This is a genomic window from Anabaena sp. FACHB-1237 (assembly GCF_014696225.1).
GTDB lineage: Bacteria > Cyanobacteriota > Cyanobacteriia > Cyanobacteriales > Nostocaceae > FACHB-1237.
The window spans coordinates 1-14,661 of record NZ_JACJPV010000038.1 but is presented as its reverse complement, the minus strand read 5'-3'; the positions used below and the strand labels follow the sequence as shown (position 1 = coordinate 14,661).

Genomic DNA, 14,661 nt, shown 5'->3' with positions numbered 1-14,661 from the left:
GTTAAATTCAAATCAAGTTCAAGTTAGATTGTTTTGTCAAAATTGGTGATTAAGACAATCGGACTTTGATAATTACTTTTTACGCACTGTTTATACAGTATTAGGTACGAAACTGTTCTACTGCTTCTGTATAGCGAATTGGCAATACATATTCTAAGTTTTCATGGGGACGAGCGATAATATGTGTGGATACTACTTCACCACCATGAACTCTTTTAGCTGCTTCTATACCTGCTGCAACGGAAGCCTGTACTTCGGAAACATCTCCTCTAACGATAACTGTAACGCGAGCGCTACCAATTTTTTCATATCCTACTAAAGTTACACGAGCAGCTTTCACCATGGCATCAGCAGCTTCTACTACTGCGGGAAAACCTTTAGTTTCAATCATTCCAACTGCAATTGGCATCGCAGAACTCCTCAAAAAAAGTAACAAGTTTAATCAATTTCAGCACTGTTGATGATATTTTAGGACGGGGATGCTGATCCTGAGTCATCAAATAGTACCAACTTTAAGCATAGAAAACCTTGGCATCCCTGGCAACATAAATTACTATAATAGTTTGTGATAAGAAAGTTTAAGAAAACTTAACAAAACTTTATACGCTCTGGGGGAGCTTTGAAATTCATTGATCCCTGGAGTACCAAACTATGCTTTAATAATTTCTTTATCATATTTTAGTCACAAAATAGAAGATAATTTTTGTGGTAGTAGTCATCAGTCAGCTATCAGCTATCAGTGGTCAGTAGTCATAAGATACCAGAATTTACATAAAAAATCACGAAAGTAGGGGTAATTCATGAATTACCCCTAGGAAACAATGGGGTTTTTGATTACTTTGTGTGTAAGTCCTAGATACATTGTATATTGTCAATGAGGCAGAATAATGGCTAATGGATTATACAGTAAAAAGTGATCTCATCAAAGCAGAATTTGTAAAAGTTTTGTGGGATAATTAACAAGCAAAAATTATATTGGATTATTGAACTATTGAATTATTTAGATAATTTAGATAATTTTAACTAAATGTGCCTAGTTATATTAAAATAAATGAAGTGAGGAAAATAGATCATTTCTCATTCTCAAAATTATCTGCTTTAAGCTGTTTTTAGAGACGATCATTTCTAGTTTGTTCAAAAAAATCCAGGTTGAGTCGTGAAGGAAAAATATAGATGAATGACTTTCTATTTTTAACAAGTTGGCTTGTGCCTTTATATAGCTTGGTGGGGGCAATTTTTACCTTACCTTGGTCACTAGGAATTATTCAGCGCACAGGACAAAGACCTGCGGCCTACCTGAATTTGCTGACTACTATTGTAGGTTTTATCCATAGTCTAATTGTATTTAAAAATATTTGGATTCGAGAGCAGGAAAATTTGATTATTACCTGGTTTCAAGCGGGAGATTTTAATTTGTCTTTTGCCCTGGAATTATCAGTGGTAAGTATTGGTGCAACGGTGTTAATTACTGGGTTAAGTCTATTAGCACAAATTTATGCTCTCGGTTATATGGAAAAAGATTGGTCTTTGGCTAGGTTTTTTGGTCTGTTGGGTTTTTTTGAAGCTGCTTTGAGTGGTTTAGCAATTAGTGATTCTCTGTTTGTTAGTTATGCTTTGTTAGAGGTTCTCACTCTTTCTACTTATTTGTTGGTGGGTTTTTGGTATGCTCAACCTTTGGTGGTGACAGCAGCAAGGGACGCTTTTTTAACTAAGCGTGTGGGAGATTTACTTTTATTAATGGCTGTGGTTTCGCTTTCTTATTTGGCAGGAAGTTTAAATTTTTCTGATTTATATGAATGGGCGCAAACGGCTAGTTTAAGTCCGATAAATTCTACTTTGTTATGCTTAGGTTTAATTGCTGGTCCTGCGGGTAAATGCGCTCAGTTTCCTTTGCATTTGTGGTTAGATGAGGCGATGGAAGGACCTAACCCTGCTTCGGTAATGCGTAATTCTTTGGTTGTGGCTGGAGGTGCTTATATCTTATATAAGATTCAACCTTTATTATCTATGTCACCAGTGGCTTTAAATATTTTGGTGATCATGGGAATAATCACTGCTATAGGTGCAACTTTGGTTTCTCTGGCACAGATTGATATTAAGCGAGCTTTATCCCATTCAACTAGCGCGTATATGGGATTGGTGTTTTTAGCTGTAGGGTTGGAACAGGGTGGAGTCGCAATTATGTTATTATTAACTCATGCGATCGCTAAAGCCCTATTATTCATGAGTTCTGGTTCAGTTATTTACACTACCCAAACCCAAGACTTGACGGAAATGGGCGGTTTATGGTCAAAAATGCCAGCAACAACTACGGCTTTTATTGTGGGATCTGCGGGTATGGTGACATTATTACCTTTAGGTAGTTTTTGGGCAATGTTGGCCTGGGCTGATGGTTTAGCTAAGGTGAGTCCCTGGGTAATTATTGTGTTAGTGTTGGTTAATGGATTAACGGCATTAAATTTAACCAGGGTCTTTCGTTTGATATTTTGGGGACAACCACAGCAAAAAACCCGCCGCGCTCCTGAAGTAAGTTGGCAAATGGCTGTACCAATGGTTACTTTAACTATACTGACTTTGTTATTGCCTTTAATGCTCCAACAGTGGTATTTGTTACCTAGCTGGGAAAGTATAGATTGGTTTGTGCTGAGTAGTTTAGTGGTTTCTACTATTATGGGTGTAACAATAGGCGCAACTATGTACTTACATAAAGCCTGGTCAAGATCGAGAATTTTAGTGTGGCGAATGCTACAGGATTTGTTAGGGTATGATTTCTATATTGATCGTATTTATCGCGTGACTATTGTTAGTGCTGTAGGTTTATTGTCTCAGGTTTCGGCATGGTGCGATCGCTTTTTGGTGGATGGTATTGTGAACTTGGTCGGTTTTGCGACAATTTTTGGGGGACAAAGTTTAAAATATAGCGCTTCTGGTCAATCTCAAGGCTATATGTTTACTATTCTCTTTGTTATTAGTATTTTGGGGTTCTTAATTAGTTTATCCTTGGGATTATTTACTTTTAGCTAGTTTTGAGTGCGGAATTTTGGGTTTAGCAGTGCTTATTGGTGTCAACTTAACGTGAAACCCATAACCTGACTGGGAATAAATTCCTGTGTCTAATAGTAAAATTCATCTAAAGATGACTAAAATAAGCCGCAAATTTCTTAAATTTGTTTAGTTTACTTTAGTAACCTTTGGTTATTACCCTGGAAATTTATTTCTAGCCGGGTGTGGAAGCTAAACCAATAAGCCATCTGTAGCTTAAATTGACAACAATGAGATCATGCTTTACCCTTACTGACTCCTTTTTACTCTACTCCCTGACATCATGTTAAGTATATTGATTTTACTCCCTTTATTGGGTGCAGCTTTGATTGGGTTTTACCCTTCTCATATCACGGGAAAGTTAGCCCGCATTATCTCTTTAGTTTTTACAGCCTTTATTTTTATATGGACTGTTTTCCTAACTATTCAATTTAATCCTAATCAGGTTGGTCAACAATTCGCTGAGTCTTTGCCTTGGATAGATGCTATTGGCTTAAATTATAATTTAGGTATAGATGGTTTATCTCTACCTTTATTAATTCTTAATGCTTTATTAACAGGTATTTCCATCTACAGTAGCGATGAATCTTTACCACGTCCTCGGTTCTATTATTCGTTGGTATTACTGTTAAGTGCGGGAGTTATAGGAGCATTTTTAGCACAGGATTTATTGTTATTTTTCCTGTTTTATGAGTTAGAATTAATACCTCTGTATCTGCTGATTGCTATTTGGGGCGGCGCAAGAAAAGGTTATGCTGCTACTAAATTCCTCATTTATACTGCTTTTTCTGGTATCGTCATTTTAGCCAGTTTCCTGGGGATGGTATGGTTAAGTGGTGCAGATAATTTTGCTCTAGCAGGTTTAAATACAAATTCTTTACCCTTAATTACACAGTTGTGGTTATTGGCAGGAATTTTGATCGGCTTTGGGATTAAAATTCCCTTAGTTCCTTTTCATACTTGGCTACCTGATGCTCATGTGGAAGCCTCAACACCAATTTCTGTGTTGTTGGCTGGTGTGTTGTTGAAATTGGGAACTTATGGTTTATTACGGTTTGGTATGAATTTATTACCACAAGCTTGGGAATATCTCGCGCCTAGTTTAGCTACATGGGCGGTAATAAGCGTTTTATTTGGTGCTTCTTGCGCCATCGCACAAACAGACATGAAGAAAATGGTGGCCTATAGTTCTATCGGCCACATGGGCTATATTCTACTAGCTGCTGCGGCATCTACACCATTAAGTGTGTTAGGTGCTATTATGCAAATGCTCAGTCATGGTCTAATTTCTGCATTAATGTTTCTATTAGTAGGAGTGGTTTATAAAAAAGCAGGTAGTCGTGATTTAGATGTTCTTAAAGGATTATTAAATCCTGAACGGGGAATGCCAGTAATTGGTACATTGATGATATTGGGGGTGATGGCCAGCGCAGGTATACCCGGAATGGTGGGTTTTATTGCTGAATTTATTATTTTTAGAGGAAGTTTTGAGGTTTTTCCAGTACAAACTTTGTTATCTATGTTGGGAACTGGTTTAACTGCCGTTTACTTCTTAATTCTCGTAAATCGTGCCTTTTTTGGACGTTTATCAGCGCAGGTTATTAATTTACCTCGTGTTTATTGGAGCGATCGCATACCTGGAATAATTTTAGCAGGTATTATTCTGATTTTTGGTATTCAACCCAATTGGTTAATATATCTGACTCAACCAACTATTACCTCCATCGTCAATACCCAAAATTTGGTTAATACTGTATCTTTGCATCAGGTAAAAAACAACGGGTGATAAATGTTAGAGATGGAAATAATTATACTTAATTCCATCTCTAGTTAATCAAGGTATTTAATAATTAATAAATTCCAAAGTTTTCTTGAAGTCAAGATGTTTTCAGGTACGGTTATCAATGCTAATCTTTTCCGTTAAACCAACTTTAGAAACGCTAGATTAAAGATAGTTTATGTATTTGGGTTTTAGCCCAAATTTTAGAGCTAAAGCTCAACTACGCAAATCAATTACACATCTTATGAATAAAAAACTACAAACACTTATCAAACCTATACTCAAAACTGCTTTCCTATGCTTCCTTATGCTGACTGTAGCTTTTGTCCATGCTGATGGGGCATTAGCAGCACGTAGTGGTGGCAGAATAGGCGGAGGCTCTTTTAGAATGCCATCAACTCGCACTTATACACCACGTACCAATACACCCAATAGTGGCGGATATTATCCCCCCTATGGGGGAGGTTTTGGTTTTCCCTTTTTATTGCCATTTTGGGGTTTTGGTGGCGGTTTTGGTGGTTTACTGTCAGTTTTGGTGTTTTTAGCGATCGCCAATTTTTTAGTACAAACGTTCCGCCGTGTTACCAGTGGAGAAGGGGAAAGCTATAATGAAAACCCTAGTGTTTCTATTACTCAGTTACAAGTAGGTTTATTAGCACAAGCGCGAGATTTGCAAACTGAATTAAACCACATAGCTGAAACTGCGGATACAAATACTCCTCAAGGAAGAACAGAAATTTTACAAGAGGCTAGTTTAGCATTGTTACGTCATCCTGAATATTGGGTATATGCTAATGCTACTACAGAACAAGCAAAATTAAATTCTGCTGAGTCGCAATTTAACCGTTTATCATTAGCAGAACGCAGTAAATTTCAAGAAGAAACCCTTTCTAATGTTAATAATCAGTTAAAATCTGTATTAGCTCAAGAAAGATTAACAAGTAGCGATAATCCCACAACATTAATCAATTCAGGACCAGGGGAATATATAATTGTCACATTATTAGCAGCAACATTAGGAAAATTCAACTTTCCTACTATTAATAATGCTGATGATTTACGTCAAGCGCTCAAACAAATTGGTAGTATGTCTGGAGAACAATTATTAGCAATTGAAATTCTTTGGACTCCCCAAGCGTCAGGAGATACACTAACATCAGATGATTTGTTAGCAGAATATCCTAACTTGAAATTAGTGTGATAACTCAAGTTGCTAGTTAGGGTTTGCTGAAAAAGTCGAAAAAAAACTTAATGAAAATTGAGTGAGTGGTTAAGCAGCAACAAGGATAAGTTTTTCTGTTCTTCTGACAATTAAACTCTTTATTTATCTGGTTTTTGACTTTACTCAGCAAGTCCTAACTATCAAGGTTCAGTTTCACTTATTGAATATAATTTTGTTTAATTTTTTTTAAATTGTTTTGTTAATTTTTTGTTATTTTTTTGTTAATCTTGATCACCACAAACGCTGAATAGAATAAGCATCAAAAGCAGAATCACGACTAATCAAAATCAGAGAATTATTTATTGCTTGTGCTATCAAAATCCGATCAAAAGGATCTCGATGATACAAAGGTAAATAACGTAATTGAACAGTATCAGAAAACGTCAAAGGTAGAATCTTAATATTATTATAAATCAATTGGGATTCAATATCTTCAAAAGTACCCTGTAAAGTTAGCTTACCAATATTAACTTTAATCCCTATCTCCCAAATACTAGCAATACTTAAGAAAACATCTTCTGTAAATTCAATCTGATCTATAATAGATGGAGGTAAATTTGCATCATTGGAAACGAACCAAATAAAGGTATGAGTATCTAATAATAATCTATTCATGTTATTCCATATATTCCTTAAAATCTTCGAGAGGTTGATCAAAATCATCAGGTAATGGTAAGACAAACATTCCTTTCATTGTTCCTGCTACACGATGTTTTTTAGGGGGTTCTTCTTGAGGAGAAATTTTAACTTTTTTCTCTAGCAAAAACTCAATATAATTAAGTACCTCTGTCTGGAGAGACTCAGGTAATTGGCCTAATTTTTCTAAAATAATTGGTTGAATCATTTTTTCCCTCGAACTATTCTGAATCCAAGTATCACAACTTTACCAAAGTATTGCTCAATTTGACAAATAATTATAATATCTTCTCCTTGAATACCAGCGTTAATCGAAGAATAAGTTAAACATTCTTCAAAATTATCCTCCTCAATAATAATTTTACCATCATCAACTAAACGAGGATGAAATTAAATAGTATTAAGCTATTCCTTGATCATTGTATAACCGATGCAACAATAGCTACAGCCTAATAGCACAAGTCAGGTTGTGACCTTGATCAAGAGATACATTAGCTAATTGCTGTAAAATATTGGGAGATGGGGTAGTATATGAAAGTATATTCATGATAAACTGAGCATTCACAAGCTCTCTTACTAATGTAAGAGATATTGGAAAGGGGGACTTCCAATACCATGTATAATGACTATATGAATTTTACTAAGAGGATACATCTGACATGGGTACATATGAACTACCTTACAAAGTTGACCATCTATTTTTGCTGATAGGTGAAAATCCTTTACCTAATTATGTGGCTGCTATGAAGCTACTAAATAAGGGAGGTACAGCATATCTTGTTCATACTAATCAAACAAAATCTCAAAAAGATAGATTAACACAAGCGTTAAAAAATAAAGGATTTAAGATTAAACCAGTAGCTTTAGATAAGGATGATACAGAAAATAATAAATCTAATGCTTATAAAATTTATGAAACAGTTAAATTATATGCAGAAAAAATACCACTGTATGCAAGTCTTGGACTCAATTATACAGGCGGCACAAATACGATGGCAGTTCACGCTCATCGAGTAATATCTGAACTAAATTCAAAAAGAAATAATACTGTTTTTAGCTATCTTGACGCAAGCACTTTAGAGATATTTATAGATACTTCAGAACCAGAACCTTTTCATAGAGGTGTTCAACTTGAAGTTTCTCTCAAAGATTTGTTTAACCTTCATAAGTATGAATTCAAATTCTCTCCTCTTTCTGAACCTATTTTTCCAGACTTAGCAGTAGAATTTGTCAGACTTTACCAACATGAAGATAAAATTGCAAGCAGTTGGAGAAATTTTTGTAAGAAAGAATTAACAAAGGCTAAAAATTCAGAAGGATGGTGGATAAATGAAGAATTAACCCTAAGTTTAGTAGGAGTTAATGAAGAAATAATAAAAATTTTACATACTCCAAAGTATAACCATTGCTTTAACATCAATGGTAATCAAGTAAAATTAAAAAAATCAAAAACGATAGATAATCTCAGTCAAATTTACGCTTGGTTAAGTGGCTGTTGGTTAGAACATTATGTATTAAGTCAAATTCAAGATATAGCTAAAGCACAAGAGGAGAAATACAAGAAATTACAAATTGGTGAAAGTCAGATGTCATTCATTATGAAAAAAAGTCAAACTTCAGAAGGAGGAGTATTTGAGTTTGATGTTGCTTTCATGCGAAATTATCAGTTATTTGCTATTTCCTGCACAACAAGCAAAGACCCAAAAGAGTGCAAATTAAAACTATTTGAAGCATATATTAGAGCAAAGCAATTAGGTGGCGATGAAGCTAGAGTGGCTCTAGTTTGCTGTTGTGATGATGATACAACTAAAAGACAACGAATAGATAGATATCTAAAGAGTCAATTGGAAGGTGCTGTAACTAATCCTAAAATAGCTGTATTCATCCGTGAAGATTTACCTAATATAAAAATTAAAATTGCTGATTGGATTATCAAAAATAAGGGAAACAATGAATAAATTTACTATTACAGTTGTAGATACTACAGGTATTCAGGACTATGTTTTTAGTAGTAACCGCTTGAGTGAAAATATCGGTGCATCATATTTAGTATCTCAAGCTACTAACGAATGGGTTAAAAAGGCTTTGAAAGATTTAGGAAAAGAACCCAATCAGAAAATTCATATTCCAACCTGTCAATCATTACATGAAGTTCATATTTGTAATGATGATGTAACGGCAGAAATAATTTATACAGGAGGTGGTAACGCAGTCTTAATTTTTGCTAATTTTCAATGCGCTAAACGCTTCACTGAAATTCTCAGTAAGCAGGTTTTACAAGATGCACCTGGCTTAAATATTGTGGTTGCTCACTATCAAGATTTTGAATTTGGACAAGGAAATTTCAAAGAAAAACTCAATTATATTTTAGAAAAAGAATTAGCTAAAAAGAAACGAGAAAGAATCGCTTCTGTACCTTTATTGGGTTTAGGAGTTACAGCTACTTGTCAGTCAAATCAACTACCAGCAGTTGATACTAGCGAGGGATATTCAAGGAGAGATGAGGAGGATACCTATTTAATCTCTAGAGAAACTAAAGCTAAATTAAAAGTTGTTTCTCATGCAAATGAAAGATTAATCAAAGAATTTGGAGAAGTTTTTAATGAAGAAATTTATGATTTTCCTTATAGAACAGACTATTTAGGTCGTTCTGAAGGTGATTCTAGTTATGTAGCTATTGTTTATGCAGATGGTAACGGAATGGGAAATCGTTTTCAAAATTGTGGCAAAGATAAATCAGATGAAGAAGCAATTATTGATATGCGTCAACTATCTGCTGATGTTGAAAAAGCCGGAATATCAGCACTCAGGAAAGTTGTAGAAATAGTTTCTAATTCTATAGAAAATGGAGAAGTTATAGGCACTATTGCTAAATTTTCTTTAAAAAAATCTAAAAATGGTAAATTTTACTTTCCTTTTCGTCCGTTGGTATTTGGTGGTGATGATGTTATTTTTGTATGTGATGGCAGATTAGGATTAGAGTTAGCAGCAATTTATTTAAGAGAATTTGAAAATCAAAAAGTTTCTGATCATGAAAAATTGACTGCTCGTGCTGGAGTGTGTATTGTCAAAACTCATTATCCTTTTGCTAGAGCTTACCAGATTGTTGAGGATTTATATAAAGAAGCTAAAAACTTTATTCGTGAAGAAAGAGAGAGATTAAAAGAAACATTAGAAGAACCTCAAAAATACTATTGTTCTACTCTTGATTGGCATTTTGCCGCTAGTGGTTTAATTGGTTCACTTGGAGAGATTCGTCAACGAGAATATCAAGTTGCACCAGGTAATTTGATTATGCGTCCAATACGTCTAAAAGACCATGATACAGATGATGAGCAGTGGCGTAATTGGTCTAATTTTATTAATGTAGTTGAACATTTTAATGGTCAATTTGACGATGTAGAAGGTAATGAACAATGGAAAGAGCGTCGTAATAAAGTAATTGCTTTACGAGAAGTTATTCGTGAAGGTTCTAATCGAACTAAACAGTTTACAAGCACTTATGGAATCAAAACTTTACCACCTCTATCACAATTGGATAATTTAGAAAATTCAGGCTGGTTTGACAATCGTTGTGTTTATTTTGATGCTATTGAAGCACTTGATTTCTATATTGGTTTAAAAGGTAATAAAAATGAGTGATGAATTAAAACTAAAAATTAAACTATTGAGTGATACAACTTTTGGTCGAGGTGACGGTGTTGCTGGTTTAATTGATCAAGAGGTTGAACATGATGATTGTGGTTTTCCTTATTTAAGAGGACGTACACTAAAAGGCTTATTAAGTGAAGAGTGTGATAACCTAATTGTCTTGTTAAAAGATGATATCCAAAAACATTGGTTAGATGTTAGAAATAAACTATTTGGTGTTCCTGGTAGTGTATTAGAAACAATGTCAATTATGCACGTTGGTGATGCTTGTCTACCACATAAATTAACACAAGTTGTTTCTATTAAAATGCAGAAGGAGAAAGACCAACAAAATAAGTTAACACCAACGGATATACTAAATTCACTAACAACCATTCGTCGTCAAACAGCAATTAATCCTGAGAGTGGTTCATCTGATAAAGGAAGTTTACGTTCTGCTCGTGTTTTGATACGCGATCGCCCTAATACTCAAGCTCGTTTTACTGCTAATTTGTTTTTTGATCAAGAACTAACAAAAGATATGAAATCACTTTTGGTAGTGGGAGTTTTAGCACTACGACATCTTGGTAGTGGACGTAATCGAGGCCGTGGTCATGTTCAATGTAGTTTATATGATGCTCAAAAAAATAATCTGACTCAAGATACAGATTTATTAAATCATTTTGGAACAATTACAGGTGATAAATAAATGAAAGTATTTACTTTTCTATTAGAAGCAAAACAACCAATTTTAGCTACTTCATTTCAAGGTGATCCTAACAGTGATGTATCTTATCCTTATATTCCTGGTAGTATGATTCGTGGTGCGTTAATTAGTCGTTACATTAAACGTCATCCAGAATTACCAAATGATTTTTTATCAGAGGAAATTAACAAGGAATCTAATCAAGAAATTAAGCGATTATTTTTTAATAGTAGTAACCGTTATTTAAACGCCTATCTATTTTGTGAGGAACAAGAAAAACGTACTTTACCTGTACCTCTTGCTTGGTATCAAAATAAGGATGAAGAGCTATTTTCAACAGAGATTCTTGATTTAAGCCAAAATATCCCAGAAACATCATCTTTAAAAAGAATTAATAAAAAATTTTGCATAGTTAATAACTCTGAAGTTATTTTTTATCAAGATAAACGACGAATTAATATTCATAATTTACGTGATCGCACTAAAGGACGTTCATCACCAATAAAACGTAATTCAGATAATAATAAAGAAATTCAAAAAGGAGAAGGTGCTATTTTTACTTATGAATCTTTAGATATTGGACAAATTTTCCAAGGCATTATTTTATGTGAAGATAATGATGCAGATACTATTGAAAAATTATTGCAACCAGAAGATATATGGTTGGGTGGTTCTCAAAGTGCAGGTTATGGACACACAAAAATAATTAAAATTGATTCTTATAAGGTTGATAATGGTAAAAATAAAGAATGGTCTGAAATAGGAATTGAAGTTAAAAACAGAATCAACCGTCAAAAGCTAAGAGTTACTCTGTTGAGTGATGCTATTGTTAGAAATGACTGTGGGCAAATCTCAGCTGATTCATTATCAGTTAAACAGGCAATTGAAGACAAATTAGAACATAAATTAAAAATAAAAATACAGTTGCCTCAACCAACAGATATTTTTATTAGTAGTAATGTTGTAGGTGGATTTAATAGAAAATGGGGTTTACCTTTACCTCAAATGACTGCTTTAAGTGCAGGTAGTGTTTTTGTATTTGATACACAACTTACGGAAGAACAAATTAAAACATTAGAAAATGAAGGAATTGGCGAACGTTGTATAGATGGGTTTGGTAGAATTGCCATTAATTGGTTAGGAAATTATGAAAATCTTAATATTAAAGAGATAGATTCTTATTTAGATATTAACCTCGAAGAAGAATACTATGATGTAGCAGCACAAATAGCAGAAAATATTTTAAGAGAAAGATTAGAGCAATGTCTTGTAAAACAAGTGAGCAATATTAAGTTGACAGGAAATATTACCAATACTCAATTATCTAGACTAGAAATAGCTGCTAGAGAAGGATTGAATACACTTCATGATGTACAATCTTGTCCTTACTTACCAATTTGCGATTTGTTAAATAACTTAACTTCAAAAGCTCGTGAGCAATATAGAAATACTAAAATATCGGGAACTCAATTCTGCCTAGAAGAGAAAATTAAAATTTGGCTTGAAAAACCTATAGGTGATTCTAAATCATGGTTACCAAATCCCCAAGAGCTAACAGTAAATGTTGCTGGAGTAATCCGAGAAATTCAACCTAATTCTGATTTAGCAAGAGAATATACTCTGCGTTTTATTATGGCAGTTGCAAAAAAAGCTAAAAAGGAGAATAATTAATGACAAAGACACAGTTATCTCACCAAGAAACTAAATTTCAGCGTAACCAGCGTCATATTATGAAACGTATTATTATACGAGGTAATTTAATCTTAGATACACCAACTTGTTTAGGAAGCGGAGATTCTGAAAGTCCAACTGACTTATCATTATTGAGAGATAGTGTTAGTAACCATGCTCTTTTAACAGGTGCTTCTATTGCTGGTGCTATACGGAAATATTTACGAGAATCTCAACATGGTTATTTAGTTAATGAAAAATTTGATGACCTTGCTACTAATTTATTTGGTGTGATATGGACTGACAAGGATAATCAGCAAAACACCATAGGTTTTGACGATGGAAACCAAAGTTCTTTAATCATAGATGATTCTATTAGCACTTCTCCTATTCAAGCTGAACTAAGAGATGGTGTAAAAATTAATAGTGTGACTCGTACAGCAGCAGATAAAGCGAAATATGACTTAGAACTCCTGCAAGCAGGTACAGAATTTCCCTTATCCTTTGAGTTATTGATAGAAAAAGAATCTGATGAACCTAGCTTACTAAAAGGATTAGCGATCGCCCTCCAAGGTTTAGAAAAAGGTGAAATCAGTTTAGGAATCAAAAAACATCGTGGCTTTGGTCGCTGTCATGTCAAAGAGTGGCAAGTTTGGCAATTTGATTTAACAGATCATCAACAAAGATTAGATTGGTTAAAATTTGAACATTGGCACTTTTTTGATTATCCAACTCATACATCAATTACAAAAGCATTAAATGTATCTCTGGATGAAAAAGATGATCAGCGTAGGTTCTGTAAAATTGATGCTACATTTACCCTTGCTAGTCCTTTATTAATTCGTTCTGGTCAAGCATCCAGTGATAAAGCACCTGATGTAGTACATTTAAAATCACGACGTAATGGAGAATTAAAACCTGTTTTATCTGGTACATCTTTAGCTGGAGTTTTACGTCATCGTGCAGAAAAAATTATTAATACTTTAACTGAATGCAAAAAAAACCTGATTACAAAGCGAATTATCAACGAAATATTTGGTTTTGTTCTTGATAACAAAGATAAATCTGAAATAGAGAATATTGATCAAAATAACCAAAAGGCAAAAGCTAGTCGTTTAACTGTTCATGAAAGTGTCATTGAAAACTATACAGATTTAGTACAGAATCGTATAGCTATTGACCGCTTTAGCGGGGGTACTTTGCATGGTGCATTATTCAATGAACAGCCTATATTTCCTCAAGATAATACACAGTTAAAATTAAATCTTGAATTACGTAATCCAGAAGATTACGAAGTTGGGTTACTGCTGTTATTACTAAAAGATTTATGGACTGGTGATTTATCAGTGGGAGGTACAAGCAGTATTGGTAGAGGGAGATTGCAAGGAAAAAATGTAACTATTAATTTACAAAGAAAGGGACAAAAAACAACATTTACTATTGTACAATCTTCACCACAAGAAAATTTAGTTATAAATGATGCTGACTCTTTGGAAGAATTTGTTTCTGCATTATATAAGGAGGTAAATCATGAATAAACCAAAATGCAAAATTTTGACAATAGCAGATGATTTTGATTTAAAAGTATGGCTAGAAACACAAGCTGAAGATCATCAATTAAAATACCTTTTAGCTCATGCTGATGATGGTGTAATATGGGGTAAATTTCAACATGGTAATGGTAAATTGATTACAACTACTGAACCCATTAAATTATTTCCTGAATGCGATTTTCCATTGTTCAGAGAAGAAACTTTACAGCAATGTCGTATTTTTGGGGATAACTCAGAAGTAATAATTTGGAAAACCGACGAAGGTTTTAAAGCACGTTTAATTCAAGATGACCATAGGACTTACGCATTGACAAAAAACATTATCTATGTATTCTAGATCATGCGATCGCTATTAAGATTAGCAAAAATATGCTCACGTACAACTAAAGTAAACAGATTCCTCTGTACTTCATACCAGTTG

General features: G+C 33.9%; 12 protein-coding genes. 9 read left to right on the top strand and 3 right to left on the bottom strand.

Annotated elements, in window-relative coordinates; translation table 11 throughout:
- Positions 1-100 precede the first annotated feature (100 nt).
- Positions 101-409 carry a carbon dioxide-concentrating mechanism protein CcmK gene (locus H6F32_RS16010; protein WP_190370306.1) on the bottom strand — a complete coding sequence of 103 codons (309 nt, stop codon included), beginning with the start codon at positions 407-409 and terminating at the stop codon, positions 101-103.
- A gap of 764 nt (positions 410-1,173) precedes the next feature.
- Between H6F32_RS16010 and H6F32_RS16005 the strand changes: the two genes are divergently transcribed.
- The 3 genes from H6F32_RS16005 to H6F32_RS15995 all read left to right on the top strand — a co-directional run bounded on the left by H6F32_RS16005 (position 1,174) and on the right by H6F32_RS15995 (position 6,023).
- Positions 1,174-3,024 carry an NAD(P)H-quinone oxidoreductase subunit F gene (locus H6F32_RS16005; protein WP_190370305.1) on the top strand — a complete coding sequence of 617 codons (1,851 nt, stop codon included), beginning with the start codon at positions 1,174-1,176 and terminating at the stop codon, positions 3,022-3,024.
- Between the two features lie 301 nt (positions 3,025-3,325).
- Entirely contained in the window at positions 3,326-4,828 is a 1,503-nt protein-coding gene (locus tag H6F32_RS16000; protein WP_190370304.1) for an NADH-quinone oxidoreductase subunit M, read from the top strand.
- Between the two features lie 238 nt (positions 4,829-5,066).
- Positions 5,067-6,023, top strand: coding sequence for a DUF1517 domain-containing protein (locus H6F32_RS15995; RefSeq protein WP_190370303.1), 957 nt, complete (start codon positions 5,067-5,069; stop codon positions 6,021-6,023).
- A 252-nt stretch (positions 6,024-6,275) separates the two neighbouring features.
- Here H6F32_RS15995 and H6F32_RS15990 read toward each other — a convergent pair whose 3' ends face one another.
- Both H6F32_RS15990 and H6F32_RS15985 read right to left on the bottom strand, forming a co-directional pair.
- Positions 6,276-6,659 carry a type II toxin-antitoxin system VapC family toxin gene (locus H6F32_RS15990; RefSeq protein ID WP_190370302.1) on the bottom strand — a complete coding sequence of 128 codons (384 nt, stop codon included), beginning with the start codon at positions 6,657-6,659 and terminating at the stop codon, positions 6,276-6,278.
- Between the two features lies 1 nt (position 6,660).
- Positions 6,661-6,888 (bottom strand): DUF2281 domain-containing protein, encoded by a 228-nt coding sequence (locus H6F32_RS15985; protein WP_190370301.1) that lies wholly within the window; start codon positions 6,886-6,888, stop codon positions 6,661-6,663.
- A 451-nt stretch (positions 6,889-7,339) separates the two neighbouring features.
- Between H6F32_RS15985 and H6F32_RS15980 the strand changes: the two genes are divergently transcribed.
- The 6 genes from H6F32_RS15980 to csx19 are packed head-to-tail and all read left to right on the top strand — an operon-like array spanning position 7,340 to position 14,577.
- The gene (locus tag H6F32_RS15980; RefSeq protein WP_190370300.1) at positions 7,340-8,638 is read left to right on the top strand and encodes a DUF1887 family protein; all 1,299 of its coding nucleotides are present in this window, start codon (positions 7,340-7,342) and stop codon (positions 8,636-8,638) included.
- Entirely contained in the window at positions 8,631-10,322 is a 1,692-nt protein-coding gene (locus H6F32_RS15975; protein ID WP_190370299.1) for a Cas10/Cmr2 second palm domain-containing protein, read from the top strand. Before H6F32_RS15980 ends, H6F32_RS15975 begins: the two co-directional genes overlap by 8 nt.
- Positions 10,315-11,019, top strand: a complete 705-nt coding sequence (locus tag H6F32_RS15970) for an RAMP superfamily CRISPR-associated protein (RefSeq protein WP_190370298.1) — start codon at positions 10,315-10,317, stop codon at positions 11,017-11,019. The genes H6F32_RS15975 and H6F32_RS15970 overlap by 8 nt, the downstream gene beginning before the upstream one ends.
- Positions 11,020-12,687: an RAMP superfamily CRISPR-associated protein gene (locus H6F32_RS15965; RefSeq protein ID WP_190370297.1), complete on the top strand. Its 1,668-nt coding sequence runs from the start codon at positions 11,020-11,022 to the stop codon at positions 12,685-12,687. It abuts the gene before it with no gap.
- The gene (locus H6F32_RS15960) at positions 12,687-14,225 is read left to right on the top strand and encodes an RAMP superfamily CRISPR-associated protein (protein ID WP_190370296.1); all 1,539 of its coding nucleotides are present in this window, start codon (positions 12,687-12,689) and stop codon (positions 14,223-14,225) included. The genes H6F32_RS15965 and H6F32_RS15960 overlap by 1 nt, the downstream gene beginning before the upstream one ends.
- Entirely contained in the window at positions 14,218-14,577 is a 360-nt protein-coding gene (csx19, locus tag H6F32_RS15955) for a CRISPR-associated protein Csx19 (protein ID WP_190370295.1), read from the top strand. Before H6F32_RS15960 ends, csx19 begins: the two co-directional genes overlap by 8 nt.
- The last annotated feature ends 84 nt before the right edge of the window (positions 14,578-14,661 follow it).

Bases quoted from the DNA above. Each gene is read 5' to 3' on its own strand.
- H6F32_RS16000 (WP_190370304.1), top strand. From the start codon at position 3,326: ATGTTAAGTATATTGATTTTACTCCCTTTATTGGGTGCAGCTTTGATT.
- H6F32_RS15965 (WP_190370297.1), top strand. From the start codon at position 11,020: ATGAAAGTATTTACTTTTCTATTAGAAGCAAAACAACCAATTTTAGCT.
- H6F32_RS16010 (WP_190370306.1), bottom strand. From the start codon at position 409: ATGCCAATTGCAGTTGGAATGATTGAAACTAAAGGTTTTCCCGCAGTA.
- csx19 (WP_190370295.1), top strand. From the start codon at position 14,218: ATGAATAAACCAAAATGCAAAATTTTGACAATAGCAGATGATTTTGAT.
- H6F32_RS15995 (WP_190370303.1), top strand. From the start codon at position 5,067: ATGAATAAAAAACTACAAACACTTATCAAACCTATACTCAAAACTGCT.
- H6F32_RS15985 (WP_190370301.1), bottom strand. From the start codon at position 6,888: ATGATTCAACCAATTATTTTAGAAAAATTAGGCCAATTACCTGAGTCT.
- H6F32_RS15960 (WP_190370296.1), top strand. From the start codon at position 12,687: ATGACAAAGACACAGTTATCTCACCAAGAAACTAAATTTCAGCGTAAC.
- H6F32_RS15970 (WP_190370298.1), top strand. From the start codon at position 10,315: ATGAGTGATGAATTAAAACTAAAAATTAAACTATTGAGTGATACAACT.
- H6F32_RS15980 (WP_190370300.1), top strand. From the start codon at position 7,340: ATGGGTACATATGAACTACCTTACAAAGTTGACCATCTATTTTTGCTG.
- H6F32_RS15975 (WP_190370299.1), top strand. From the start codon at position 8,631: ATGAATAAATTTACTATTACAGTTGTAGATACTACAGGTATTCAGGAC.
- H6F32_RS16005 (WP_190370305.1), top strand. From the start codon at position 1,174: ATGAATGACTTTCTATTTTTAACAAGTTGGCTTGTGCCTTTATATAGC.
- H6F32_RS15990 (WP_190370302.1), bottom strand. From the start codon at position 6,659: ATGAATAGATTATTATTAGATACTCATACCTTTATTTGGTTCGTTTCC.